Origin of the sequence: Sphingomonas sp. J344 (assembly GCF_024700005.1) — a bacterium.
Taxonomy (GTDB): Bacteria; Pseudomonadota; Alphaproteobacteria; order Sphingomonadales; family Sphingomonadaceae; genus Sphingomonas.
Genome location: NZ_JAJONB010000002.1, coordinates 477465 through 503898 on the forward strand (window position 1 = coordinate 477465; position 26434 = coordinate 503898).

The 26434-nt window shown below is 67.1% G+C and carries 20 protein-coding genes and 2 pseudogenes; 16 read left to right on the forward strand and 6 right to left on the reverse strand.

Going from position 1 to position 26434, the window contains the following annotated elements:
- Positions 1 to 30: 30 nt before the first annotated feature.
- Genes LRS12_RS18480 through LRS12_RS18490 form a run of 3 tightly spaced genes read right to left on the reverse strand, consistent with a single transcriptional unit; the run spans position 31 to position 3370 of the window.
- The gene (locus LRS12_RS18480) at positions 31 to 1077 is read right to left on the reverse strand and encodes a hypothetical protein (RefSeq protein ID WP_257845941.1); all 1047 of its coding nucleotides are present in this window, start codon (positions 1075 to 1077) and stop codon (positions 31 to 33) included.
- Positions 1074 to 2195 carry a CapA family protein gene (locus LRS12_RS18485; protein ID WP_257845942.1) on the reverse strand — a complete coding sequence of 374 codons (1122 nt, stop codon included), beginning with the start codon at positions 2193 to 2195 and terminating at the stop codon, positions 1074 to 1076. Before LRS12_RS18485 ends, LRS12_RS18480 begins: the two co-directional genes overlap by 4 nt.
- Complete coding sequence (locus LRS12_RS18490) at positions 2192 to 3370, reverse strand: cytochrome P450 (protein WP_257845943.1); 1179 nt, start codon at positions 3368 to 3370, stop codon at positions 2192 to 2194. The genes LRS12_RS18485 and LRS12_RS18490 overlap by 4 nt, the downstream gene beginning before the upstream one ends.
- A gap of 78 nt (positions 3371 to 3448) precedes the next feature.
- On the opposite strand from LRS12_RS18490, the gene LRS12_RS18495 reads away from it, so the two are divergent.
- The 4 genes and pseudogenes from LRS12_RS18495 (at position 3449) to LRS12_RS18505 (ending at position 6611) form a co-directional block, all read left to right on the forward strand.
- Complete coding sequence (locus tag LRS12_RS18495; RefSeq protein ID WP_257845944.1) at positions 3449 to 4441, forward strand: LacI family DNA-binding transcriptional regulator; 993 nt, start codon at positions 3449 to 3451, stop codon at positions 4439 to 4441.
- Between the two features lie 62 nt (positions 4442 to 4503).
- Positions 4504 to 5481 (forward strand): hypothetical protein, encoded by a 978-nt coding sequence (locus tag LRS12_RS18500; RefSeq protein WP_257845945.1) that lies wholly within the window; start codon positions 4504 to 4506, stop codon positions 5479 to 5481.
- Positions 5396 to 6187: pseudogene (locus tag LRS12_RS20485) on the forward strand (NAD-dependent epimerase/dehydratase family protein); the annotation flags it as partial. The gene LRS12_RS18500 and the pseudogene LRS12_RS20485, both read left to right, overlap by 86 nt.
- 229 nt (positions 6188 to 6416) lie before the next feature.
- A complete protein-coding gene (locus tag LRS12_RS18505) occupies positions 6417 to 6611 on the forward strand; it encodes a hypothetical protein (protein ID WP_257845946.1) in 195 nt (64 codons plus the stop codon).
- Here the strand turns inward: LRS12_RS18505 and LRS12_RS18510 are convergent.
- Positions 6608 to 7864 carry a S9 family peptidase gene (locus LRS12_RS18510; RefSeq protein ID WP_257845947.1) on the reverse strand — a complete coding sequence of 419 codons (1257 nt, stop codon included), beginning with the start codon at positions 7862 to 7864 and terminating at the stop codon, positions 6608 to 6610. The genes LRS12_RS18505 and LRS12_RS18510 overlap by 4 nt on opposite strands.
- A gap of 59 nt (positions 7865 to 7923) precedes the next feature.
- Between LRS12_RS18510 and LRS12_RS18515 the strand changes: the two genes are divergently transcribed.
- The 5 genes and pseudogenes from LRS12_RS18515 (at position 7924) to LRS12_RS18535 (ending at position 14399) form a co-directional block, all read left to right on the forward strand.
- Positions 7924 to 9315 carry an MmgE/PrpD family protein gene (locus LRS12_RS18515; protein ID WP_257845948.1) on the forward strand — a complete coding sequence of 464 codons (1392 nt, stop codon included), beginning with the start codon at positions 7924 to 7926 and terminating at the stop codon, positions 9313 to 9315.
- Between the two features lie 33 nt (positions 9316 to 9348).
- Positions 9349 to 10773, forward strand: a complete 1425-nt coding sequence (locus tag LRS12_RS18520) for an aldehyde dehydrogenase (RefSeq protein ID WP_257845949.1) — start codon at positions 9349 to 9351, stop codon at positions 10771 to 10773.
- A gap of 4 nt (positions 10774 to 10777) precedes the next feature.
- Positions 10778 to 11305, forward strand: a complete 528-nt coding sequence (locus LRS12_RS18525; RefSeq protein WP_257845950.1) for a DUF3237 domain-containing protein — start codon at positions 10778 to 10780, stop codon at positions 11303 to 11305.
- 30 nt (positions 11306 to 11335) lie between these two features.
- Positions 11336 to 12173, forward strand: a pseudogene (locus tag LRS12_RS18530) (p-hydroxycinnamoyl CoA hydratase/lyase).
- A 177-nt stretch (positions 12174 to 12350) separates the two neighbouring features.
- Positions 12351 to 14399, forward strand: a complete 2049-nt coding sequence (locus LRS12_RS18535) for an acetate--CoA ligase family protein (protein WP_308223059.1) — start codon at positions 12351 to 12353, stop codon at positions 14397 to 14399.
- Between the two features lie 33 nt (positions 14400 to 14432).
- Here the strand turns inward: LRS12_RS18535 and LRS12_RS18540 are convergent, their stop codons facing one another.
- Positions 14433 to 14885: a MarR family winged helix-turn-helix transcriptional regulator gene (locus tag LRS12_RS18540; protein WP_257845951.1), complete on the reverse strand. Its 453-nt coding sequence runs from the start codon at positions 14883 to 14885 to the stop codon at positions 14433 to 14435.
- Between the two features lie 142 nt (positions 14886 to 15027).
- Here LRS12_RS18540 and LRS12_RS18545 point away from each other — a divergent pair, with 142 nt between their 5' ends.
- Genes LRS12_RS18545 through LRS12_RS18565 form a run of 5 tightly spaced genes read left to right on the forward strand, consistent with a single transcriptional unit; the run spans position 15028 to position 24007 of the window.
- The gene (locus LRS12_RS18545) at positions 15028 to 17682 is read left to right on the forward strand and encodes a TonB-dependent siderophore receptor (RefSeq protein ID WP_257845952.1); all 2655 of its coding nucleotides are present in this window, start codon (positions 15028 to 15030) and stop codon (positions 17680 to 17682) included.
- Between the two features lie 10 nt (positions 17683 to 17692).
- Positions 17693 to 19237, forward strand: a complete 1545-nt coding sequence (locus LRS12_RS18550) for a tannase/feruloyl esterase family alpha/beta hydrolase (RefSeq protein WP_257845953.1) — start codon at positions 17693 to 17695, stop codon at positions 19235 to 19237.
- The gene (locus LRS12_RS18555) at positions 19234 to 20766 is read left to right on the forward strand and encodes a tannase/feruloyl esterase family alpha/beta hydrolase (protein ID WP_257845954.1); all 1533 of its coding nucleotides are present in this window, start codon (positions 19234 to 19236) and stop codon (positions 20764 to 20766) included. The genes LRS12_RS18550 and LRS12_RS18555 overlap by 4 nt, the downstream gene beginning before the upstream one ends.
- Positions 20763 to 22247 carry an alpha/beta hydrolase domain-containing protein gene (locus LRS12_RS18560; protein WP_257845955.1) on the forward strand — a complete coding sequence of 495 codons (1485 nt, stop codon included), beginning with the start codon at positions 20763 to 20765 and terminating at the stop codon, positions 22245 to 22247. The genes LRS12_RS18555 and LRS12_RS18560 overlap by 4 nt, the downstream gene beginning before the upstream one ends.
- Entirely contained in the window at positions 22244 to 24007 is a 1764-nt protein-coding gene (locus tag LRS12_RS18565; RefSeq protein ID WP_257845956.1) for a CocE/NonD family hydrolase, read from the forward strand. Before LRS12_RS18560 ends, LRS12_RS18565 begins: the two co-directional genes overlap by 4 nt.
- Here LRS12_RS18565 and LRS12_RS18570 read toward each other — a convergent pair.
- On the reverse strand, positions 23998 to 24513 hold the full coding sequence (locus LRS12_RS18570) for a MarR family winged helix-turn-helix transcriptional regulator (RefSeq protein WP_257845957.1): 516 nt from the start codon (positions 24511 to 24513) through the stop codon (positions 23998 to 24000). The two genes, LRS12_RS18565 and LRS12_RS18570, sit on opposite strands and share 10 nt — an antisense overlap.
- Positions 24514 to 24602: 89 nt before the next feature.
- Here LRS12_RS18570 and LRS12_RS18575 point away from each other — a divergent pair, with 89 nt between their 5' ends.
- On the forward strand, positions 24603 to 25139 hold the full coding sequence (locus LRS12_RS18575) for a TRAP transporter small permease (protein WP_257845958.1): 537 nt from the start codon (positions 24603 to 24605) through the stop codon (positions 25137 to 25139).
- Positions 25129 to 26433: a TRAP transporter large permease gene (locus LRS12_RS18580; protein ID WP_257845959.1), complete on the forward strand. Its 1305-nt coding sequence runs from the start codon at positions 25129 to 25131 to the stop codon at positions 26431 to 26433. Before LRS12_RS18575 ends, LRS12_RS18580 begins: the two co-directional genes overlap by 11 nt.
- Position 26434 lies beyond the last annotated feature (1 nt).

A 26434-nucleotide genomic window follows, 5' to 3' on the forward strand; every position in this document is an offset into this window, starting at 1 on the left:
CTGTTTCTGCGGGTCGAATGAAAGCGTATGTCAGGTGGTCTCCGCACGCGCCGCCCGGGCAGGCCGGTCGGCGTAGCGCGGAGCAAGCGAAAGCAACACGATGGCGGCGATCAGGATTCCGGCGCCGATCAGTTCGGCGGGGCGCGGATGCGGCAGGCCCCAGACCCAGGCGAGGATCAGCGCGCCCCCGACGCCCGCGACCAGGCTCGCGGCGCGCTCGAGCGGGACGCAATAGGCGTTCTCGCGCGGGTCGAGCAGGATGATGATCGCGAAGACCGAGACGATGGTGAGCGTGAAGCCGATGCCGAACAGCGGCAAGATCACCGGATCGGTCCACACCGAGATGAAGCCCCAGCCGAGCGCGCCCGACTGGCTGCCGATGCCCGATGCGGAAATCGCCGCGAGGATCGCGACCGACAGCGGGAGCGCGAAGACCTTTTCCTCGACGAAATACTGGCGGACGCTGGCGGGGTCGCCGCTCTTCGACACCTTGGTCATCACGATCAGGCGGACGAAGTAACCGACGGTGTAGAGCACCACGGTCAGGATCGCGAGCGGGGGCAGATACAGCCCGCCGCGGTCCTTGAGCGTGATGATCATCGCGACCAGCACCATCACCAGCGCGGTCCAGCTCCACCAGCGCACGCGGCGGCCGAACAACAGATCCACGATCGGCGCGATCAAGAGGATGTCGCCGCGCATCAGCAGCTGAATGAACGGTATGCTGACCCCTTCGAAGGTGAAGGACAACGGCACGGTGAACAGCACCAACGCGGTGCCGAGGCCGGAATACATGGTGTATTTGGTCGGCACCGGGATACGACGGCCAAGGATCATCACGCCATGCGCGTCCTTGTGCCAGCCCGACCACCAGATGAAGATATAGGTGAGCACCAGACTGATGATCAGCGATGCGGGCAGCGTTTCGAGGCCGGTCAGCGGGCGACCGAGGCCCGGATGCACGGTGCTCGTCACCAATTTGGTAATGATGACGTTGGGCAGATAGGCGAGCAGATAGAGGAGGACATAGCCCTCCAGCGGAAAGCCCGATGCAGTTGCGGGTTTTCCGTCGCTCATGCGGCGGCTTCCAGGACGACCATTTCACTCTCCACACGATAGCGGGCGTTGAGCCCTGCTTCGGCGGTCACGGCCGCCATGTAATCGACGATTTCGGCATGGCGCTCGCTACCCGGATCGACGAAGCGCGGCACCGCGTCGCGGTCGATGTAGAGCGGAAGAAAGCCCGAGCGGACGATGCGCCCGTTCGCGATCTCGAACCGTGCGACCATCGACAGGCGCGACGCCTTGGGGAAATTGTAGAGGCTGTCGAAATCCGGCTCCCACTCCTCGGCGAGGACCCGGATTTCGTTGAAGCTCTTCGACGCGGCGTGGACCGGGTCCATGCGCAAATCGGTCGCGAAGTTGCACAGCGAATAGAAGACCGGCGCGCCGTCGATGACCTCGCACCCCTTCAGGATATGCGGATGGCCGCCGAGGATCGCGTCGGCACCCGCCGCGACCGCCGCGCGTGCGACGTCGCGCTGATAGTCGGCGATGCTCGCGCGCACGAAATGGATGCCCCAGTGGAGCGAGACGAAGACGAGATCGGCGTCCGCCTTGGCCGCGCGGATATCCGCCTCAAGCGCTGCGAGATCCTCGCGATGCGGATAAGTGTGGATGCGCGCCGGAGTCCCCGGCTGATCATGCTCGATCTGTTCGTATAGCGTGTGCGCGCGCATCGGGGCGCAGCCGGGGCGGCGTTCCTCCGCCCAATAGCTGTGCGGCAGAATCGTGCAGTAAGCGAGGATCGCAACGCGCGTGCCGTCGCCGAGCGTGATCTTCACCGGCCGCCGCGCCTCGGCGATGTTGGCCCCTGCCCCGACGACCTTGAGGCCGACGCGTTCGAGATTGGCCTTCGTCTCGAAGAACGCGTCATTGCCCCAGTCGAGGACATGGTTGCCCGCCATCGAGATGACGTCGAACCCGGCGCGGGCGAGCGCATCGGCACCGTCGGGCCGGGCGAGCACGGCGTGGCGCGCCTGGGGCAGCCGGACGCCCTTTTCGGCGAAACTGGTTTCGAGCTGGGCAAAGGCGATGTCGGCGGCGTGCAGCACGTCACGCGTCGCGACATAGCTTTCGTCGTAACTGTCGCGATCGGGGGCGAGATCGCCCGCAGCGAGGAAGATGTGGGTCATGCCGCGCCCTCGAACGCCACCGGCACGCTGAGCGCGCCGATTTCGGGGAAGCGGGTCGGCTTGGGCTCTCCGGTCAGCGTGAAGCCCGGCGCGGCGGCGAGCAGTTCCTCGACCGCGACGTTGAGTTCCAGCGTCGCCAGCGCCGCACCCACACACGAATGCGTGCCGCGCCCGAAGGCCAGCGAATCCTTCATGTTGGGGCGGTCGATGCGGAATTCATGCGGGCATTCGAACACATCCTCGTCGCGGTTGGCCGAGGCATAGACGAGCGCGATTGGCTCGCCCGCCGGGATGGTACGCCCGCGGATCGTGACGTCGCGGACCGCCGTGCGGGCGAAGCCGCGATAAGGGGTGTAGAGGCGCAGAAATTCCTCGACCGCCGCCGGGACCAGCGCCGGATTGGCGCGCAGATGCGCCTGCAGCGCCTGATCCCGGCCGAGATGCACCGCGATCGACCCGATCATCACGCTGGGTGCGATGATGCCGACCACCAGCACCTGACGGATCGTGCCGACAATCATTTCCTCGGGCAGCGGCGCGCCATCGACGCGGGTGGCGAGCAGCGCGCTCGTCACATCCTCGTCCACCGGCATCGGGTTCGCCTTGCGGTCAGCGACGATGGCGCGGGCCATGTCATAGAGCAGCAGGCTCGATTCCTTGGTTGAATCGATGTCGTTCGACTGAACCGCGATATTGTAGCGCTGACCCACCCGGGTGAGTTCGTCGACCGCATCGGGCGTCAGGTTCATCCAGTTGGCGAACACCGCGATCGGCATATGCGCGGAATAGTCGGCGACGACATCGCCCCCGCCCTTCGCGACCATCTCTGCCAGCAGATCCCGACAAATCCGCCGCACGACCGGCTCCAGCTTCGCGACCTTGCGCTCGGTCAGCAGGGGCGCGATCGCGCGGCGATAGGGGGTGTGCTCGGGTGGATCGAGGTGCAGCGGCGGGCGGCGGCCGGTAAAGGCGACTTTCGGCACGACATTCTGTTGCGAGGTGATGAAGGTCTGCCAGTCGGTCGCGGCCGCCGACACGTCATCATGTTTCATCAAGGCCCAGAAGCCGCCCCATGCGTCGCTATGCGCAACGGGGCACCGGGCGCGAAGCTCGGCATACTCTCCGTTAGCGCTGTCGAACGTCTCCGGCTGAAGCGGATCGAAGTCATGCGTCATAACAATACAGTTATTCCACAGTGCAAGCGCTTGCAACAGTTTTTGCATATTTTCCGCGCCCCGGTGTAGGAATGCGACATGGCAGGACGAAACCCACGCTTGGACGATGTGGCGGCGATGGCGGGCGTGTCGGCCGCAACGGTCTCACGCTACCTCAACAGCCCCGAAGTGGTGGCAGCGGCGACCGGCGCGCGCATCCGCGAGGCGATTGAAAAGACCGGATATGTCCAGAACCTCGCCGCCACGGCGCTGGCGGGAAGCCGCAGCCGGATGATCGCGGCCCTGGTCCCCGACATTGCCCAGTCGATCTTCAACGACACGGTCGAGGCGATGATCGACGAGCTGGCCAGCGACGGGAACAGCGTCATGCTGGCGCTGACCGGCGCGGACAATCGGCGCCTGACGCGCGAGATCAACATGGCGCTGGGTCGGCGCGTCGATGCGATCATCCTGACCGGGATCGTATCCGATGCGGAGATGCGCGAACGGCTGCGCTCGGCGGGGATCACGGTGATCGAAACCTGGGGCCTGCCCGACGATCCGATCGACGTCGCGGTCGGGTTCTCCCACCGCGCAGCGGGCGAGGAGATGGCAAGGTTCCTGCGCCAGCGCGGGTACAAGCGGCCGCATCTGGTGGTCCCCCGATCGACGCGGTCGGAGCGGCGCGCGGACGGGTTCACGACGCGCTGGATGCACGATGGCGGCGACGAACCGACCCGGCTGGAAGTCAATGTTCCCAGCCACTTCGGGCAAGGCCGCCTCGCCTATCGCGGCCTCGCCGATCTGCCCGAACAGCCCGATGTGGTGGTGTGCGGATCTGACTGGATCGCACAGGGCCTGATCGTCGAGGCGCAGGCGGCGGGGATCCGCGTGCCGGACCAGCTGGCCGTCACCGGCTTCGGCAATCTCCGCCTGGCCGGCGACATGCGACCGACGATCACGTCGATGGATATCGACGGCGCGCGGATCGCGCGCGAGGTGATGCGCGTGCTGCGCGCGCGAGCTGCGGCGCACGAGATCGAGCGGCGGATCGATGTCGGCTTTCGGGTGATCGCGCGCGAGAGCGCATGAAAGGGCTTGCATCAGCGCATTCCGGGGTTAGCTTTATCACATAACAACCTTGGGAGAGCATGATGCGGATCGGACTATTCGCGCTTGGACTGGCGCTGATCGGCGGCACCGCGCTGGCGCAAACGGCTCCGCAGCCCGATCCGGAAGCGGCGCGCCGCATGGCCGAGATGCGCGCCGCCGACGTCAAGCGCCCCGATTCGGTCGGCACCGGCCCCTATGCCGCGATCAAGGAGGCCGATCCCGCTCTGCCCGACCACACCGTCTATCGCCCCGCCGACCTGTCCAAGCTCGGCGGCAAGAAGCTGGGCGTGGTGGTGTGGGGCAATGGCGGATGCGCCGCCGATGGGGCGAGCGCGCGGCATCACCTCGCGCAGATTGCCTCCTACGGCTATCTCGTGATCGCGCCGGGCAAGATCTACAGCGGCCCCGGCGCCCTGCCCCGCCCCGCTACGGCGGCACGCGGTCCCGATCCGGCTACCGGCCAATTGCCCCCGCCCGCGACGAGCGCGCAGGATGTGCTCAAGGGGCTCGACTGGGCGCTCGCCGAAAATGGCCGCGACGGCAGCCGCTACAAGGGGCTGATCGACCCGGCGCAGGTCGCGGTCGCCGGGCATAGCTGTGGCGGGTTGCAGGCGATTCAGGCCGGCGCGGACAAGCGGATCAAGACCGTGCTGGTCCATAACAGCGGGGTGTTCAATGACGGCAAGCAATCGATCAGCGGCATGACGGTGGAGAAGTCCCTGCTCAAATCGCTGCACACCCCGACGCTCTATGTGCTGGGCGGTAAGGGCGACGTCGCGTGGCCCAACGGCACCGACGATTATGCCCGGATCGACCATATCCCGGTCGCGCTGCTCGACGCCGATGTCGGGCATGGCGGCACGTTCCGCGAGGACAATGGCGGCGATGTCGGGCGCTTCTCGGTCGCGTGGCTGAACTGGCAGCTGCGCGGCGATGCCGAGGCGGGGAAACTGTTCAAGGGGGCCGACTGCGGGCTGTGCAAGGACCCGAAGTGGAAGATCGAGCGCAAGGGGATCTGACCGGGTGACCCGCCGCGCGCTGGTGGTTGGCGGGTCCGGCCCGACCGGACCGCTGGTCGTCAACGGCCTGATCGAACGTGGCTTTGCCGTGTCGGTGCTGAGCACCGGGCGGCACCCGGTGAAGTTCGCGGGATCGGTAGAGCGGATCACCGCGGATCCGCATTTCTCCGAGTCGCTGGAGGCGGCGCTGGCGGGGCGGCGGTTCGACGTGGCGGTGGCGAATTATGGCCGGTTGCGGCTGGTCGCGGCGGCGCTGGCCGGGCGCACGGACCAGCTCATCGCGATCAGCACGCGCGCCTATCCCGGCTGGCTCGATTCGGCGAGCATGTTCCGGCCGGAGGACGCGCCCGCCGACGCTTCCGCGCTCGCCCCGCGCACTTATGACGGCGCGAGGCCGGTGTCCGAGGATACGCCGCTCGAACCGCTCGGCAAGTTCGGCCAGCGCATCGTCGAAGCCGACCGGGCGGTGCGCGAGCATGGCGCGCGGGGCGATTTTGCCGCGACGATCCTGCGCTATCCGCGCCTCTATGGCCCGCGTCAGGATGGCGCGACCGAATGGAGCATAATCCGGCGACTGCGCGACGGGCGACGGCGGATCATCGCGCCGGAGGGCGGGTTCCTGGTCCGCAGCGCGCTGTACAACGCCAATGCCGCGCGGATCGTGCTGGCGGCGGTGGACCGGCCCGAGGTGGCGGCGGGCGAGACGTTCAACTGCGCCGACGCGGAGGTGCTGACGCTGCGGCGCTGGATTTCGGTGATCGCCGAGGAAATGGGAAGCCCGGTCGAGCTGGTGTCGGTGCCGATGGAGCTGGCGGCGCCCGCCTGGCCCTATGCGCGCTATCCGCTGGCGACCGGGCATCAGATCCTCGACACGACCAAGCTGGCGCGTCTTGGGGTGGCGCTGATCCCGGCGGGAAGAGGCGCTGCGCGAAACGGTGCGCTGGTATCTGGACGATCCCGCACGGGGCGAGGCAGTCGAGCCGTTGCTGCGCGATGCGTTCGACTATGGGCTGGAGGATCGGATTATCGCCGAGATGGCGCGCAGCCGAGTGGCGATCGCGGCGGTGACGGGGGACGTTCTCGCCTATTCCCATGCGCACGCACATCCGCGCGCGCCGGGCGAAACCTAGCTACATTTGCCGCCGCGCCAGCATGGGCGCAGCATTGGGGCGGGCTTGTGCGGCACGAAGGCGGCGGGGGTTTGCGGCCATTTACCGGTCGTGATCCGCGTATCGAGATAACGGATCGTCGCCAGCACGGTTGCGGTGTCGAAGGTGCAGTGGCCCGCGGCGTTGACGTACAGGCTCTTCACGTCGCCGCGCGCCGCCTCGGCATAGCCACGCTGGAGGGCGGGCGCGGTGAGGCCGTCACCGATCGTCTGCACCGCGACCAGCGGCACCAGCGGGCGGGCATTGGGGGTGTAATTGGCGCGCATATAGGCGACTGCCTTGGGGTCGGCGGCGATGCGCTTGCCGGCGTTGAGGGTGGCGAGGTCGGCATCGAGCTTGAGCCCGGCGTCGCGGTACAGCGCCTCGACCATCGCGCGGCGGCCCGACCTGGCGAGCTGGGCGCGATAGTCGATGCCGGTGTTCCAGCTGAAGGTGCCGCCCGCGCGCGCCTCCTGATCGGTGCGCGGGAGATAGACTCCCATGACGAAGGACTTTGCGATCTCCGCGCCTTGTGCGGCGTAATCGGTGGCGGCAGGCTGGGGCTTGTCGCGGCTGGTCCAGCCGGGGATGCCCGCCAGCACACCGGCCAGCGCGATGCGCGCGCGGCCCTGCGGGGTCTTGGCCGCCTCAGCCAGCGCATCGGCGACACGCTTGCCGTTGACGCGGTCGTCGTCGATGCCGGTGACGCGGATGCCGGCATCGGGAGCGATCAGCGTGCGGAAGGCATAGGCGCCGTCGAGCGCCATGTTCATCATGCCGAGCGAACCGCCGATCGACGCGCACATCGGCGCGGCACCGTCGATGCCGCTGCCCTTCGCCTCGGCCAGCGCGGTGCTGACCAAGCCGCCCATCGAGCTGCCCCAGGCGATGACTCGCTTTGGCTTGCCGTGCTTCGCGGCGAAGGCGGCAATGGTGGCGCGCTGGGCCGGGACCGCCTGTTCGAGCGCCCAGCCGCCGCTGCCATAATCCGATCCGGCGATGGCATAGCCGGCGTCGAGCAATGCCTGACGATGCTGTTTGGGCGCGGGGTCGGGGTTGCCGACATTGGGGGAATAGCCGCGGCTGTAGAGCAGCAGCGTGCCGTTCCAGTTGGCGGGAACCTCCGCCGACCAGCGCGCGCCGCCGGGCAGGATTTGCGCTGCCGGCTCCTGTCGCGCGGTCCCCGGCAGCGTCATCGCCAGCATCGTCACCGCCGCAATCGCGCCTGTCCGCATCGCTCTCTCCCGTTTTTTGCTTGCGTTTCCGATAAAGCCGATGAAAGCGTTTGCATAGAATGTTTTGTGATAAAGCTATTTCGGCGACCATCGCGGCGCATTTTGCGGGACTGCCGCATGACGTGCTGCCGGAGGCGACCCGGCACGCGACGCGGCGCGCGCTGCTCGATGCGGTGGGGGTAACGCTGGGCGCGACCGGACTCGGCGAGGATGCTGCACCCTATCGCCGCCACGCCGAGACGACTCCCGGGCCGTCGCGGCTGATCGGCTTTGGCGGGTCGAGCACGCCCGCGCTGGCGGCGCTGGCCAATGGCGCGCTGGCGCATCAGCTGGATTTCGGGGACACGTTCGACGCAGGGCCGGCGCATCCCAATGCGGCGCTGGTCCCTGCCCTGCTCGCGCTCGCCGATGCGCGGCCCGCGCTGGCGTTCGGGGAGTTTCTGGCCGCGATGGCGGCAGGAAGCGACCTTGCCTGTCGCCTGTCGATCGCGGCGCCGCGACCCTATGAGGAAGGCGGCTGGTATCCGCCGCCTTTGGTCAATCTGATCGCCACGGCGGCGGCGTGCGCGCGGTTCATCGGGCTGGACGCGGATGGCATCCGGCATGCGATGGGACTGGCGCTGTTGCAGGGCAGCTTTCCGAGCGAGATCAAATATGATGCGACCTCGCCGATCCGGGGCGTGCGCGAGGGGCTGGTGGCGCGGGCGGCGGTCGAGGCGGCGTTGCTGGCCGAGGCTGGCGCGACGGCGTTCGCCGAGCCGCTGGAGGGGCGTGCGGGGTTCTTCGCCGTCTATGGCGGGGGTGCGCCGCGCGACGCGCTGCTCGACGGGCTGGGCGAAGCTTTTCTGGGCGATCAGGTTAGCTTCAAGCCCTGGCCCGCGTGCCGGGGGACGCATCCCTATATCGAGGCGGCGCTGGTGCTGCGCGACCGGATCGATCCGGCGCGGGTGGTGCGGATCGAGGCGGAGACCGGGCCGATCCAGGAAATGCTGATCCGCCCGCAGCCGGTAAAGGCCGAACCGGGCCGCGCGATCGATGCGAAATTTTCGATCCCCTACACCGTTGCGGCAGCGCTGATCGACGGGGCCGTAACGCTCGACAGCTTCGCGGCGGAGCGCATCGCTGATCCGGCGACACGGGCACTGGCGCACAAGGTGGTCGAGCGGCGCAATCCCGACTGGGGCCGGGGCCAAGCGGCGAGCGGATCGCTGGCGGTCACGCTCGACGATGGCTGTGTCCTGATCCATCGCGTGATGCAGGCCGCCGGGCACCCCGACCGACCGATGGATAATGAGTCGCTGATCGCCAAATTCGTCGATTGCGCCGCCCATGCCGCGCAGCCGATCGACGCGCGCCGCGCGCAGACCATGGCGTTGAACATCCTCGATTTTTCACCAGATCGTCCGGCGTGCAGCCTGATCGATCAACCGGCTTGCGCGCCTGAAACTTAGGTTATATAGCATAACAATATAAAGGAGAGGTTCATGGCTACGATCGCACCGCCGGCTCCCGGCGTCACCTTTACCCGTCTGAACCCGGTCACCGGCGCCGTGGCGACCGAGGCGAAAGCGTTCAGCGTCGCCGACGCGGATGAAGCCGTCGAAGCCGCCGCCGCCGCCTTCCCGGCCTGGTCGGCGCTCGGCCCGAATGCCCGCCGCGCCGCGCTTACGAAGGCCGCCGACGCGCTTGCCGCCAAGGCTGACCAGTTCGTCGATGCGATGATGGGCGAGATCGGCGCGACCGAAGGCTGGGCGCGCTTCAACCTGATGCTCGCGGTCGGCATGGTGCGCGAAGCCGCTGCGCTGACGACGCAGATCGGCGGCGAAGTGATCCCGTCCGACAAGCCCGGTTGCATCGCGATGGCGCTGCGAGAGCCGGTCGGCGTGATGCTGGGCATCGCACCGTGGAACGCACCGATCATCCTGGGCGTGCGCGCGGTCGCCGTGCCGCTGGCGTGCGGCAACACTGTGGTGCTCAAGGCGAGCGAGCAGTGCCCGCGCACCCACAGCCTGATCGCCGAAGCTTTCGACGAAGCGCTGCCCAAGGGCGCCGTGACCATCGTGACCAACGCGCCGCAGGACGCGGGCGAGATCGTCGGGGCGCTGATCGACAATCCGCATGTCCGCCGGATCAACTTCACCGGGTCTACCGCAGTCGGCCGGATCATCGCCAAGCGCGCGGCGGAGCATCTGAAGCCCGTGCTGCTCGAACTGGGCGGCAAGGCGCCGCTGATCGTGCTCGAAGACGCGGACCTCGACGAGGCGGTCAAGGCCGCTGCGTTCGGCGCGTTCATGAACCAGGGCCAGATCTGCATGTCGACCGAGCGGATCATCGTCGTCGACAGCGTCGCGGACGCGTTCGTGAGCAAGTTCGCTGCGAAGGTCGGGACGATGGCGGTCGGCGATCCGCGCGAGGGCAAGACCCCGCTGGGCGCGGTCGTCGATCAGAAGACCGTGGATCACTGCACGTCGCTGATCGCCGACGCGGTTTCGCACGGCGCGGTGCAGGTCAATGGCGGCGACGCCAACGGTGTACTGATGCCCGCGCATGTCATCGACAAGGTGACGCCGGAGATGAAGCTGTTCCGCGACGAGAGCTTTGGCCCCGTCGTGGGCGTGATCCGCGCGCGCGACGAGGCGCATGCAATCGAACTGGCCAACGACACCGAATATGGCCTGTCGGCATCGGTGTTCACCCGCGACACCGCGCGCGGCCTGAAGGTCGCGAAGCAGATCAAGTCGGGCATCTGCCACGTGAACGGCCCGACCGTGCATGACGAGGCGCAGATGCCGTTCGGCGGGGTCAAGGCATCGGGTTACGGCAAGTTCGGCGGGCGCGCGGGCATCGACAGCTTTACCGAGTTGCGCTGGATCACGATCGAGACCGAACCGGGCCATTACCCGATCTGATCCGATGGGCGCGCTCTCCCCTTCCCTTGCTCTGGCCGCAGTGGCGGGCATCGGGCTGGCTGTCGGCCAGTCCGCCTCCGCCCCGACTTTGACCTACGCCTTTTCGGCGCGGGTCGAGGTGACGGCTCCGGTCGAGCAGGGTGAGATCGACGGCGCGCGCAAGCGCTTCATCCCGATCACCGGCGGCACGATCACCGGCCCGCGCCTGACCGGCACGGTCCTGCCGGGCGGCGGCGACTGGCAGGCGATCCATGCCGGCGGTGTGACCAGTGTCGAGGCGCGCTACTTCCTCAAGGCGGCCGATGGCGCGGTGATCGGCATCCACAATGTCGGCGTCCGCGTCGCCAGCCCCGAGGTGACCGACAGGATCGCGCGCGGCGAGAAGGTCGATCCCGGCAGCTATTATTTCCGCTCCGCCGCGAGCTTCGATCCCCCACCCGGCGCGCATCAGTGGCTGCGCAGCAAGGTGCTGGTCGGGCGCGGCATCCGAATGCCCGATCACGTCGTGATCGATTTCTACATCGTCGAATAGGCGCATGCAGCGCCCAACAGGGACATGAGTATGACCGAACTGAGCACCAACGGCGTCGTCGCCTACAGCGTCGAAAACGGTATCGCCTGGGTCAAGTATAACCGCCCGGACAAGCGCAACGCGCAGAGCCCGACGCTGAACCGCGACATGATGGAAGTGCTCGACAAGCTCGAATATCGCGACGATGTCGGCGTGCTGGTGCTGACCGGCGAGGGCGAGGCGTTCTGCGCCGGCATGGACCTCAAGGAATATTTCCGCGAGACCGAGGCGCAGGGCCTGGGCGCGAGCCGTCAGGCGCAGCGTGAGGCCTATGGCTGGTGGCGCCGCCTGCGCTGGTACCAGAAGCCGACGATCGCGATGGTCAATGGCTGGTGCTTCGGCGGCGCATATGGCCCATTGTTCGCGTGCGACCTCGCCTTTGCCGCCGACGAGGCGCAGTTCGGCCTGTCCGAGATCAACTGGGGGATCCTGCCCGGCGGCGGCGCGACCAAGGTGGCGACCGAGCTGCTCCCGTTCCGCAAGGCGATGTACCATGCGATGATGGGCGAGAATATCGACGGCAAGACCGCCGCCGATTGGGGGGCTGGTCAATGAATCGATGCCGCTCTCGCAGCTCAAGGAGCGCGTGACCGAGGTGGCCAACGTGCTGCTCAAGAAGAACCCGGTGGCATTGAAGGCAACCAAGGACGCGGTACGTCGCGTTGGCCTGATGAGCTATGACGATGCCGAGGATTATCTGATCCGCGCGCAGGAAGCCGCCAACAGCTACGACAATGACGGCCGCAAGGAAGGCATCCGCCAGTTCATCGACGAGAAGAGCTACAAACCGGGCCTGGGCGCGTATGACAAGGACCGCGTGAAGGCGTGAGCCGACGACACTGACGTCACCCTCACCCTTCCCACTCGCTGCGCTCGCGGGCCCCTTCCCTCTCCCAATGGGAGAGGGAGGAGGAGGGCGCAGCGCCGGAAGGGTGAGGGTGGCCACAGATTCCAGCATCGAGGACATGATGCCCGACCTTTCCCGTCTCCTGACCCCCGCTCGGTCGTGATCGTGGGCGCGTCCCCCACGCCCGGTGCGCTGGGCAATTCGGTACTGCGCAACCTCGAGCGGCACGGCTATGCCGGGGACATCCACCTGATCAATCCGAAGCGCGACGCGATCGACGGGCGGCCGTGCCTGAAGTCGATCGACGAATTGCCGCACGGCGTGGATGCGGCGGTGCTGGCGATCCCGGGACCGGCAGTGCTGGGCGCGGTGCAGGCGCTGGCGGCGCGGGGAGTCGGCGCGGCGATCATCTTTTCGGCAGGCTTTGCCGAGGGCGGCGAGGAAGGGCTGGCCGCACAGGCCGAGGTCGCGCGGATCGCCCACGAACACGGGATGGTGGTCGAAGGACCGAATTGCCTTGGCATGGTCAACTATGCCGCGGGCGTCCCGCTGACCTTCGTCGAGACGCCGGTGCTGGACCTCACCGGCAAGCCGACGATCGGCATCGTCAGCCAGTCGGGCGCGATGGCGGTCGTGCTGGGCGCGACGCTGATGAGCAAGGGGCTGGGCATCACCGTGTCCGTCTCCACCGGGAACGAGGCGGCGTCCGGCGTCGAGGATTATGTCGAATATCTGATCGACGATCCCGAAACGCCTGCGATCGCGATGATCGTCGAGCAGTTCCGCAAGCCCGCGCGTTTCCTCGCGTTCGCCGAGAAGGCACGCGCGGCGGGCAAGCATATCGTGCTGCTTCACCCCGGCACGTCTAGCGCCGCGCGCGAAAGCGCCGCGACGCATACCGGCGCGATGGCGGGCGACTGGCAGCTGATGAAGGCCAAGGTCGAGCGCGCCGGCGTCGTGCTGGTCGACAGCCTCGAAGCGCTGGGCGATGTCGTCGAGCTGGCGGTGCGCGCCAAGCCGGTGCGGCGCGGCGGCACCGCGGTGCTGACCGAGAGCGGCGCATTCAAGGCGCTGACGCTGGACCTGGCAGAGAATATCGGCCTCGACCTTCCCGCGATGGACGGCGCGACTGCGGAGGAAATGCGGGCCGCGATTCCCGACTTCATTCCGGTGTCCAACCCGATGGACCTGACCGCGCAGGCGCTGGTCGACCCCGATCTGTATCGCCGCACGCTGATCCCGTTGCTGGCGGACGACAATTTCGCGGCACTGGTGTTCGGAATCATCCAGACCGACCCGGCGACCTGCGCCCGCAAATTCCCCGCGATCATCGACGCGGTGACGGCGCTGAGCCCGCACAAGCCGGTGATCTTTGCCGGGATCGACGACGGGGCGGAGGTTCCTGCAGAGTATATCGCCGGGCTGCGTGCGATCGGCGTGCCCTATTTCCCCTCGCCCGACCGCGCCTTCCGCGCGCTAAGGCATCTGGGCAAGCTGGCCGAACGCGATTTTGCGACGGCGGATGCGGCGACGATTGCGCTCGATCTGCCATCGGGGGTGATCCCCGAATATCGCGCCAAGCAGCTGCTCGCGCCGGTCGGCATCCCCTTCCCCGCCGGTGGCTTTGCGGCCGATCTGGGCGAAGCGAAGGCAATTGCCGCGAAGGTCGGCTATCCGGTCGCGATCAAGGCGCAGTCGGCGGACTTGAGCCACAAGAGCGACGCGGGCGGTGTGATCCTCAACATTGCCGACGATGCCGCGCTGGATGCGGCATGGGAACGGCTGTTCGCCAATGTCGCCGCCTATGATTCAGCAATCGCGCTCGACGGCGCGCAGGTCGAGGCGATGGGCAAGCGCGGGGTCGAGCTGATTATCGGCGCGCGCAACGATCCCGAATGGGGGCCGGTGATTTTGGCGGGCTTTGGCGGGGTGACCGCCGAATTGCTCCACGACGTCCGGCTGTTGCCGCACGATCTGACCCATGACGCGATCGTCGCGGAACTGCGCGCGCTCAAACAGGGTGCGTTGCTCGACGGATATCGCGGATCACCCGCGCTGGATGTCGATGCGGTGGCGACGCTGATCGCGGGGCTGGGTCGCGTGCTGGCGGGGACGCCGTCGATCCGCGAAATCGACCTCAATCCGGTGGTGGTCTATCCCGAGGGTGAGGGCGTGGTCGCGCTGGATGCGCTGATCCTGGCCGATTAGTCCCCTCCTCCTTGCGGGAGGGGAGGCGCGCCGTCACCCCGCGGCCGGATCGCGGCGTTCGATGCGGCCGAGCAGTTCGAGCAGCATCGCCCGCTCCGCATCGCTGAAGCCGGCAAGCATTGCGCGTTCATGCGCCTCGATCTTCGCCATGCAATCGGCCAGCATCTTTCGCCCCGCATCGGTGACGGTCAGCGAAAAGGCGCGGCGGTCGGACGGATCCACCACCCGCTCGATCAGCTTGAGGTCGACCAGTTCGTTGATCAGCGACACCATATTGGCGCGCTTGATCCCGAGCACGCGGCCGACCGCGCCCTGATTGATCCCCGGGCTGCCCGACACGACCGCCAGAATGCCGACCAGCACCTGGCGCATCCCGGTCCCCTCGACCGCATTCGCGAAATCTGCGGCAAACGCACCAAAAGCGCGCCGCAGATGATAGCCGACCAGCGGACCGAGCGCGCCGACCTGTTCCTGTTCCCCAGACATGCCCAAAGCGTGAGCACGATTTCAGTCACTTCGTCAATGCGGGTATCACTCCGACCGGATAACGTTGACGTTACGGATTGTTTATGGTCATATCTATTTATCGAGTCGCGAAACAGCGGCCGACATGGAGAGGGAGAGCGTGATGAGGGCTTCGCAGCTACTCGCCGGTGCAGCATTGGCCGCACTGATGACCGCCAGCCAGGCGATGGCACAGACCGACACGTCGCCGACCGCGACCGAACAGGAACAGGCCGAAGACGAAGTCGTCGTTACGGGGACGAGCATCCGCGGCGTCGCGGCCCCCGCCTCGCCCACCGTCCAGCTCGGTCGCGAAGAGATTATCAGCAGCGGTGCGGCGACCTCGAGCGACATCGCCCGCACCCTGCCCCAGGTCGTCAACCTCGGGTCGGACGAAAGCCGCCGTGGCGGCGCGCAGGATGCGGCCGCAAACCGCACGCGCACGTCGAGCATCAACCTGCGCGGCCTGTCCGACGAGGCGACCTTGCTGCTGCTCAACGGCCGCCGCCTTGCCCCCAACGGCACGATCCGCGCGCTGGCCGATCCCAGCATGATCCCGGCGATCGCCATCGAGCGCCTCGAAATCGTGCCCGACGGCGCATCGGCCATTTACGGCGCAGACGCGGTCGCGGGCGTGGTCAACATGATCACCCGTCGCCCGTTCGACGGCGCGGAAGTGCAGCTGCGCTATGGCGGCGCGGACGGTATGGACCAGATGCAGGGATCGGCGCTGTTCAGCCGCAAATGGAATGGCGGCGGGTTCGTCGCTGCCTATGAATATTATTACCGCAGCAACCTGGCGGCAAGTGACCGGGACTTCACAACGTCAGACCTGCGTTCGATCGGTGGAACCGACCAGCGCTCGACCTTCGCCGCGCCGGGCAACATCATCGTCAGCGGGGTGCGCTATCCGCTGCCCAATGGCAATGGCCGCGGGCTGACCTCGGCCAGCCTGACCGCCGGGTCGCCAAACCTGTTCGACGCGGGCCGCTGGGGCGACATCCTGCCCGAACAGGAGCGGCATTCGATCTTCGTCAGCGCCTATCAGGACCTGACCGACCGGCTGACGCTGACCTATGAAGGCTTTTACAGCGACCGCACCTTCTCGGAGCGCGTCCAGCCGCCGACGGCGACGCTGACGGTACCGCGTGCCAACCCGTTCTTCGTCCACCCGACCAACCCGCTCGCGGCATCGGTGCAGGTCGAATATCGCTTCATGGACGCGGCCTATAATGCCAACTGGTCGGGCTTTGACGTGGGCTGGCAGAACTCGCTGGGGCTGCGCTACGACCTCGACGGTGGGTGGCAGGTCAATGCGACCGCGTCGATCAGCAAGAATCGCGGCAATGCGCGCACCGCCGACGTCATCAACCTCCAGTTCATTCCGCTGACGCTCGCCAACACCAATCCGGCAACCGCGTTCAATCCGTTCGGCAATGGCGCGCTGGCGAACAACAATCCGGCGACGCTGGCGGATATCTGGGGCGTGCGCGACAGCTTCACGACCAACAAGAGCCGTGACTTCACCCTGAAGCTCGATGGCCCGCTGTTCGCGATCGGCGGCGGCGATGTCCGCGCGGCCGTCGGCGCGGAATATCATGAGAATGATCTGCGCTACATCATCTACTCGTCGATCAAGAACGCGGCGAACGACCTGTTGCTCGACCGCGACCGCGGCAAGTCGCGCAACAGCAAGGCGGTGTTCGCAGAGCTGAACGTGCCGATCTTTGGCCCCGAAAATGCGACCGGAGGCTTTCAGGAGCTGACGGTCCAGCTGGCTGGACGCTACGAGGAATATTCGGACTTTGGCGACACCTTCAATCCCAAGATCGGCGTCACCTGGACCCCGTTCGAGGGTTTGAGGATGCGCGGCAGCTGGGGCACGTCGTTCCGTGCGCCGTCGCTGATCGACTCGTCCGACGCGATCTTCAACATCTTCATCCAGAACCTCGTCGATGGCGGCGTGACCAAGCGCGGCATCTTCATGAATGGCGGCAACAACAGCCTCGCTCCCGAAGAAGCGACGACCTGGTCATTGGGTGCGGATTTCAAGCCCGAATTCATCCCCGGGTTCAGCGCGTCGGCGACCTACTACAACATCAAGTACAGCAATGTGATCAGCGTGCTGAGCGCCGCGACGATCCTCAGCAACAACACACTCTATGGCGATTACGTCATCCGCAACCCGACCATCGCCCAGGTCGATGCACTGATGAACCATCCCAATCTGGAAAGCGTGCGCGAGCCGTCGGCGAACATCCTGCTGATCGTCGACGGACGCCGCGACAATCTGGGCGAGCTGCACCAGGACGGCATCGACATTCAGCTCAACCAGCGGATCGACACCGGGGTGGGCGCGTTCACCGCCGGGCTGGCGCTGACCCAGATCCTCAATTCGACACGCTCCTCGGCTCCGGGCGTGCCGTTCCAGAATGCGCTCAACATCATCAACTTCCCGGTCGATACCCGCATGCGGGGCAATCTCGGCTGGTCCAACGGGAAGCTGTCGACCAACATCTACTGGAACCATGTCGGTGACTATCTCAACAACTCGATCACGCCGAACCAGACGGTCAAGGCGTGGAACACATTCGACGCCTCGATCAGCTACAAATTCCCGGACGAAGGGACGCTGAGCGGTCTGCGGCTGACGCTGTCGGCACAGAATGTGTTTGATCGCGATCCGCCGGACGTGATCAACGGCACCTCGGCGTGGGACAGCCAGAATGCGTCGCCTATCGGTCGCTTCATCGCGTTCGATATCCGCAAGTCGTTCTGATCGGCGCGCGATGATCCGGACGCTCGCCGCCCTGATCATCGCCGCGTCGGCACCGGGCGTCGCCATCCTCCTCCCCGGAGCGGCGGCGCCCGTTTTGTCTGGCGTGGCGGAGCTGTGCGGCGTGCCCGTCGCGCTGCCCGCCGATGTCCGTGTGACCCGCGCCTCGCAGGTCGCGGCGGGGGCGAGCGTCGCCGAAGCGCGGGGCTACCGCCCCACCCGCCCCTTTTGCCGGGTCGAGGGGGTGATCGAAGCCGAGATCGGATTCGAACTGTGGCTGCCGGAGCGTGCCGACTGGAACCGCCGTTTCCTGGGTGCGGGAGTCGGCGGACAGGCGGGGAGCTTTGCCTATCCCGACCTCGCGCGCGGGGTCGAGCGTGGCTATGCCGCCGCCTCGACCGACACCGGGCACAAGGCGTCGGACGAGACCTGGCTGCTGAACCGTCCCGACCGAGCGGTGAATTATGCCGAGCGGGCCAACCATCTGCTCGCGGTCAAGGGCAAGGCGATTGCCGCCGCCTATCTGGGCGCAGCGCCGCGCAAGGCGATCTTTGTCGGTTGTTCGGGCGGCGGGCGTCAGGCGCTGACCCAGATGCAGCGCTTCCCCGGCGATTATGACGGCATCCTCGCCGGTGCGCCGGGGGTGAATACCCCCGCGATGAGCGCACGGCGCCTGTGGGAGATGATCCAGCACGACCGGCATCGCGGGGTGCTGGATGCGGCGGGCTGGAAGCGGATTGCCGATGCCGCCGTGGCGCAATGCGATCCGCAGGATGGCCTGAAGGACGGGTTGATCGAAGACCCGCGTGCGTGCCGTTTCACCCCCGCCGATGTGCCGGGCCTGACGCCTGCGCAGGTCGAGCTGGCCAGCCGCATCTACGCCCCGCTGCATGACGAGAATGGCAAGAGGATCGACAGCGGTATCCTGCCCGGCGTGCCGATCTCGCCGGTCGCCGCGCCCGAGCCGTTCACCCCCGGCCCCAAATATCTCGCCACGGTGTTGTTCGGTCAGGGCATTTACGGCGACGCCAACTGGGACGTGCGCAAGTTCAGCATCGCGCGAGACCTGCCCGCGATCGACAAGGTAATGAACCTCCACGCCGACAACCCGCGCGTCGACCCGTTCGTGAAGCGCGGCGGCAAGCTGATCCTCTATCATGGCTGGGCCGATGCGCTGGTCGCGGCACAGCCGACGATCGATTACTATGGAGCGCTGGAGAAGCGGTTCGGGACAGCGAAGGCGCGCAGCTTTGCCCGGCTGTTCCTGATGCCGGGCATGGACCATTGCCGGGGCGGCGATGTTCCCGACCGTTTCGGCGGCGCGGGCGGCCTGTCGACCGAGGGCGTATCGCGCGCCGCCGGCGACGATCTGCTCACCGCGCTGGAGCAATGGCTCGACGGCGGCCCCGCCCCGGCAATGGTCCGCACCGCGCAGTTCGCCGACGGCAAGCCGGTGCGCACCCGCCCCGCCTGCGCCTTTCCCGCACGGGTGCGCTACAAGGGCGGACCGATCGAGCGCGCCGAATCCTATTCCTGCGAAGCCGGAGCGAAGAAATGATCCTGCGCCTGTTGTTTCCCCTGCCCGCGCTGCTGCTCGCATCTGCAGCGCCTGCGCCCCAGGCGGCGAACGCCTGTGTGGAAGTCGCATCGCTCAACGTCCCCGACGTCGCCATCACCGCCGCGACCCCGACCGAGGCCGGTGCAGCCTGGGCCAAGGACATGCCCCCGGGGCGCGGCCAGCCCGCCAGCGTCGCGCGCCCGTTCTGCCGGGTGCAGGGGACAATCGAAAAGACCATCGCGTTCGAACTATGGCTGCCCGCCAAGGCCGAGTGGAATGGCAAATTTCTGGGCGCCGGGGTCGGCGGCGCAGCGGGGACGTTCAACTTTCAGGACCTGCCGCGCGGGGTGAGCCGGGGTTATGCCGCCGCGACAACCGATACCGGGCACAAGATCAGCGATCCGGCGTGGATGCTCGATGCACGGGCGCGCGAGAATTACACGCATCGCGCCAACCATCTGCTCGCGGTGAAGAGCAAGGCGATCCTCGCCGCGCATTACGGCACTGGCCCCCGCTACAGCTATTTCATCGGCTGTTCGGGCGGCGGGCGACAGGGGTTGAAGGAGCTTCAGCTCTACCCGTCCGACTATGACGGCATCCTCACCGGCGCGAACGGACCGAAGACGCCCGAGATGACCGTGCGGCGCATGTGGGAGATCCTGCAGCGCGACGCCAACCCGAAGCTGATGTCCCCCGCCGACTGGAAGCTGATCGCCGACAGGGGGACCGAGGCGTGCGACGCGGCAGACGGGGTCACGGACGGGCTGGTCGAAGACCCCCGCGCCTGCACCTTCAGGATCGCATCGCTCACCTGCAAACCCGGCCAGACCGAAGCCTGCCTGTCGGCGCAGCAGGTCGCCTTCGCCGAGCGCTTCTACGCCCCGCTGCGTGATGCGTCGGGCAAGGCGATCGACGGCGGGCTGCTCCCCGGCGTGCTGGTCGACAGCGGGCGATCGCAGCTCGCGATCGGCACCTTTGGCCAAGCGATCCGGGGCCTGCGCGAATGGGACGGCAAGGATTTCGACGCAGCCAAGGATCTGGCTGCGATCGACCGGGTGATGCCGCAGCTGCGCGCCGACAATCCGGACATCTCCGCCTTCAGGAAGCGCGGGGGCAAGGTCATCCAGTACACCGGCTGGCTCGACGGCGCGGTCGCGGCGCGGATGGTGATCGACTATCACGAAGCTATGACGAAGCGGATGGGCGGACCGGCCAAGGCCGCATCGTTCAGCCGACTCTACATGCTGCCCGGCGTGCATCATTGCGCAGGCGGCCCCGGCCCCGACCAGATCGGCGGTTCGGGCCGCGACGCGCCGGTGGTCGATGCGCAGCACGACCTGCTCACTGCGCTCGAGCATTGGGTGGAGAAGGGTCAGGCGCCGGGCGCCATGATCGCGTCGAAGGTCGAGGGTGGCGCGGTCACGCGAACGCGGCTCATCTGTCCCTATCCGCAGCAGGCGAAGTACAATGGAGGCGATCCGAACAAGGCCAGTTCCTTCGCCTGCACCGGAAAGGCGCGCCGCACATGATCCGGCATCTGCTTGCGCTGTCGCTGATCGCTACGCCCGCGATGGCAGATTCGGTCAGGCGCGCGCCCGAACCGACCGCGACGTCGCAGATCTGGCTCGACCCCGGCCTGCCCGGCACGCCCGAGGCGGCGGCGCTGGCGAAGGCGGGTTACATTCGGGAAGAGTGGTTCCAGACCGGCACCGCCAACGTCTATTCCTATGACGCCGCCGGCAGGGTCGTGGTCGAGCGCGCCGACGTCCCTTACACCACCCGCGTCATCGTGATCCGCCCCCGCGATCCGAAACGGTTCAGCGGCACCGTCCAGCTCAACCCCTTCCACCCGGTGATGGGCAACAGCAGCTGGGGGACGATCGCCGACTATGCGATGGAGCGCGGCGACGCGTTTGTCGGCGTGATGATCGGTGCCGACGACAATACCCGCCGCGCGCCGCCAGGACCGGTGCCGATGATGGCGACGAAGGTACTGGGCTGGTTCAACCCGCACCGCTATGCCGCGATCGACTGGCCGGCGGACGAGGATGGCATCCGCTGGGACGTGTTCGCCGACACCGCGCGGCTGATCCGCGCCGCCGACGGCCCGCTCAAGGGGCTGAAGGTCACGCGCACGTATGCCGCGGGCTGGTCGTTCACCGGCAGCTTCCTGCGCACCTTCATCAATAGCGGTTTTCATGACGCGGCGCGGATGCCGAACGGCAGGCCGCTGATCGACGGCTATCTTATGGGGATTTCCTCGTTCAGCTTCCGCTCGGGCTATGTCCCGATCAACTCGCGCAGCACGATCCCGCCGGAGACCGACCCGCGCCGCCCCAATGTGCCGATCGACGTGCCGGTGATCGAGTTGCAGAGCGAGAATGAGGCGATCACCAACCGCGAGCCGCAATCGCCCGACCGCGACACCGCGCCGGGCGCGCATCGGCTGTACGAGGTGCCGGGCCTGACGCACGGATCGAGCCGCCGTCGCGGTACGGTGTCCGAACGCCAGATCGCCGCGCGCACCGGTCAGTCACAGCCCGCGCGGGCGGACAGCTGTCCGTTCGCGCAGACCGATATCGACATGGCGGCGATCGCGTCCGCCGCACATGAAAATCTCGATCGCTGGTCGCGCAAGGGCGTGGCGCCACCGCGCGCGCAGCGGCTGGCGCATGACGCGGGCGTCCAGCGGCGCGATGCCGACGGCAACACGCTGGGCGGTGTGCGACCGGCACAGATCACCGTCCCCCTTGCCCGCTATGGCGCGGCGCCGGAGGGCAGCGGATGCGATCCCGTCCGCCCCGGTCTCGGCAGCCCCTCGATCCCGATGCGCCGGGTGCCGCTGGCCCGTGCGCGGCTCGACCAGCTCTATCCGGGCGGCAAGGCCGAGTATCTCCGCCGCTTCGATGCCGCGATCGACGCGCTTGTGGCGCAGCGCTGGCTGCGCGCACCCGACGCTGCCGCGCAGAAAGCCGAAGCCAGAACCTTCGCCGAGGAAGCCTTCAAATGATCCGCACCGCGACCACCATCCTGCTGCTCACCGCCGCCCCCGCCGCACTGGCGCAACCGGAGTCGAGCTTCGGCCGCTACGCCCCTGCGCTCCAGTATAGGGACGCGATCGTTACCTCCGAATATGTGACGATGCGCGATGGCGTGCGGATCGCGGTCAGCGTCACCCGCCCCGCAATCGACGGCAAGCCCGCGCCGGGCAAGTTCCCGGTGGTGTGGACCGGATCGCTCGACATCCGCAGCCCGTACAAGACCGGGCCGATCGTGGCGGAAGACGGTACGTTCAGCGCGTTCCGCAACGCCTATGGCATCGGCAGCATCGTCGGCCATGGCTATGTGCTGGTCACCGCCGCGCGGCGCGGATCGGGCGCATCGTTCGGCAAGCGCCGCGGCTATCAGGACCGCAACGAGGCGCACGACGCATACGAGATCAACGAATGGGCCGCGCGCCAGAGCTGGTCGTCGGGCAAGACCGCCATCTATGGCTGTTCGAACACCGGCGAGGCAGTGCTGCACGCGATGACCGTGCTGCCGCCCAGCCTGAAGGCCGTGTTCGCCGGCTGCTTCAACTGGGACAAGTTCGACGGCTTCACCCGGGGCGGCATGATCGCCAATTGGGGTACCGGCCCTACCCGCACGCTGGAGGAGGACATGAAGTCCACCCCGGTCGATGGCGACGAGAACCGCGTGTTGCTGCGCCAGGCGGCCGAGGAGCATCAGGGGGCGAGCAACCTGTTCGACCTGATGGTGTCGATGCCCTATCGCGACAGCTTCTCCCCGCTGACCTTCAGCCGCTTCTGGGGCGAGGGTAGCGTCAGCAGCTATCGCGCCCAGCTAGCGACATCCTGGGTCGCGACGTACATCATGGGTGGCTGGTACGACGACTTCCGGGGCCAGGGGCTGATCGCGCAGGCGAACCTGCCCAACCGGCCCAAGGTGATTATCGGTCCGTGGACGCATTGCGCGACCACCGGCTACGAGGAATTGGTCGGCAATGAGGTGCTGCGCTTCTTCGACCAGCATCTGAAGGGCATCGACACCGGCACGACGCGCGACGCGCCGGTGCACTATTTCACGATCAACGCGCCCGAAGGGACCGGCTGGCGCGCTGCGGACCGCTTCCCGCTGGCGGGCACGCGGATGCAGACCCTCCACCTCGGCGGCGGCGGGTTGCTGGCTGCGAAGCCAGCGCGCGATGCGGCGACGGCGTTCACCGTGAAGCGCGAGGGGAAGTGCCCCGGCAATGGCGGCGCGGCGGCTCAACCCTGCCACATCCCCGGCCTTGGCGCGTCATGGAGCACCCCCGTGACCGCCGATACCGAGATCACCGGGCATCCGATCGCCGACCTGTGGATCACCTCCGACGCGCCCGACGAGCATGTCTTCGCCTATCTTGAGGACGTCGCACCCGACGGCAAGGTGACGGTGGTGACCGAGGGACGGTTGAAGGCGAGCATCCGCAAGACCAGCACGCCGCCCTGGGACAATATCGGCATCCCCTGGCACCGTGGCTATGCCGAGGACGCCCAGCCGCTCAAGGCCGGCGAACCCGCACGACTGCAGTTCTCGATGCTCCCGGCGTCCTATGTCTTCCGTAAGGGCCACAAGCTGCAGGTCACCGTCACCGGATGGGACTGGCGCGAGCGGCAGGCACCAAAGACCGTATCGACGATCCGTATCCTCAATGACGCCAAGCACCGCTCGACCGTCACCCTGCCCTATGCTCCGGCGACCTACACCGTCGCCTATGCTCAGCGATGAAAGACCGCGTACATCCGGTCGAGCGCGGCGTCGAAGATCGGGCGTTCCTCGGGGCTGAGCTGTGCCAATACCTCGGCCTCGACGCCCTTCATGATGTTGAACAGGTCGTCGAGCGTCTTCTTCCCCTCAGGCTGGATCGTCAGCGCGTGGCGGCGGCGGTCGACGGTCGATCGCTCGCGCTTCGCCCAGCCGCGCTTTTCCAGTTCGTCGACGATCTGGACGGTGATCGACTTGTCGAGGCCGACGGTGCTCGACAATTGCTGTTGCGACAGCCCCGGATCCGCCTCGATCAGCGCGAGCGAGGAAAACAGGCCGGCGCGGATGCCGTAATGGGCAGTCGCCGCCGCGAAATCGGCCGACAGCTGATTCTGGACGCGGCGCATGCGAAAGCCGACATAGTCGCCCAGCCGACCGAGCTTCAGCCCGCCCTCCAGCACCTCGTCCGGCGTTTTCGACCGCAACTGCGTCACATGCGTCCCCTTGTCGTCATCCGTAAATCGTGCCATTGACGGATGGTTGAAATTATCTACGGTTTTGATCCTACCAATCAGTTAGACCGCCCCAGTGAGAGGCTGTCAATCAGGAGAGGCAGAGCGTGTCCGACCCGGTGACCGATAGCGCAGCGCCGCTACATGATGAAGAGCCACCGCCCGCCCCGATCACGGGCATCGCGGGCAAGACCGCATTCTATATCGGGTCGGCGGGCCTGCTGCTCGCGACCGCCGCGGATTTGATCGCGGTGCTCGGTCGTCACACTGGATTTGCGCTGATCGGATCGATCGAGATCGTACAGGCGGCGATCGTGTTCATCGCCGCATCGTCGATGGTCGCGGTGACGCTGTCGCGCGGTCATGCCGCGGTCCACATCCTGACCGACCGGCTGTCGCCGTCGCGGCGCGCGACGCTGGCGCGGATCGCCAATCTGCTCGGCGCGCTGGCGGTGCTGCTGCTCGCCGCCGGATCGGTGATCCTGCTTGGCGATCTGTGGAACGGGCATGAGCGGTCGGAATTGCTGCACATTCCGCTGCGCTGGTTCCGGCTGCTGATGATCGCGGCGTTGGTGTTCGTGGCGATCCTGTTCGTCCGTCACGCCTTCACCCGCGAGACGCCGGAGGCCGGTCATGGCGCCTGAGGTCATTGGCCTGATCGGCATCCTCGCCCTGCTCGGGCTGCTGACGCTCGGCGTGCCGATTGGCGTCAGCCTTGCGCTGACCGGCGTGGTCGGGCTGATGGTAATGCTCTCGCCCGAAGCCGCACTGGTCAAGGCGGGCGTGGTGGTGTTCGAGGTCGCGAACAAATACGAGCTCGGCGTCCTCCCGCTGTTCCTGTTGATGGCGCATCTGTGCTTCGCCGCCGGGGCGAGCCGCGACTTTTTCGACGTTGCCGCGCGCTTCGTCGGGCATCGTCGCGGGGGCCTCGGCCTCGCCTCGATCGCGGGGTGCGCGGGCTTCGGGTCGATCAGCGGATCGAGCCTCGCCACCGTCGCCACCGTCGGATCGGCCGCGTTGCCCGAGATGCGGCGTGCCGGATATAATCCTGGTTTCGCCGCCGGTGCGCTCGCTGCTGGCGGCACGCTCGGTGCGCTGATCCCGCCATCGGGCGCGCTGATCGTGTTCGGCATCATCGCCGAAGTGTCGATCGGGCGGCTGTTCACTGCGGCGATCATTCCGGGGTTCAGCCAGGCGCTGTTCTACATGATCGCCATCGCGATCCTGTGCTGGTTCAAGCCCGAGCTGGGGCCGCGTTCGGTGCGGGTCGGCTGGGGCGACCGGATGCGCGGGCTGCTCGGGATCATCGACATCATCATCCTGGTCGTGTTCGTGATCGGCGGGTTGATGATCGGGTGGTTCACCCCGACCGAAGCCGCGTCGGTCGGCGTCATCGTCGCCTTCATCCTGATGGGCATTCGCGGGGCGTTCAACCGGGAGGCGATCGCGGACAGCTTTGCCAAGACGCTGTCGACCACGGGCATGATCTACCTGATCATCTTCGGCGCGATCCTGTTCGCGACGTTCATCAGCGTGACCGGCATCGCCGACCTGATGTCGAACACGGTGCGCGACATGGACGCAAGCCCGATCGTTGTGGTCATCGTCATCGCGCTGATGCTGCTGGTGCTGGGATCGTTCCTCGACGGCCTCGCGCTGATGCTGCTGACCACGCCGATCTTCCTGCCGATCGTGCTGGAGCTGGGCTACAGCCCGATCTGGTTCGGCATCTTCCTCGTCCGCACGATGGAGATCGGGTTCGTCCACCCGCCGCTCGGCCTCAACGTCTATGTCATTCAGGCGATCGGCAAGGACATTCCGCTGGGGCAGATCTTCCGCGGGATCGTGCCGTTCCTGATCGCCGATTTCTTCCACCTTGCCATGATCATCGCCTTCCCGGTGGTGACGCTGTGGCTGCCCAGCGTGATGGGGGCCTGAC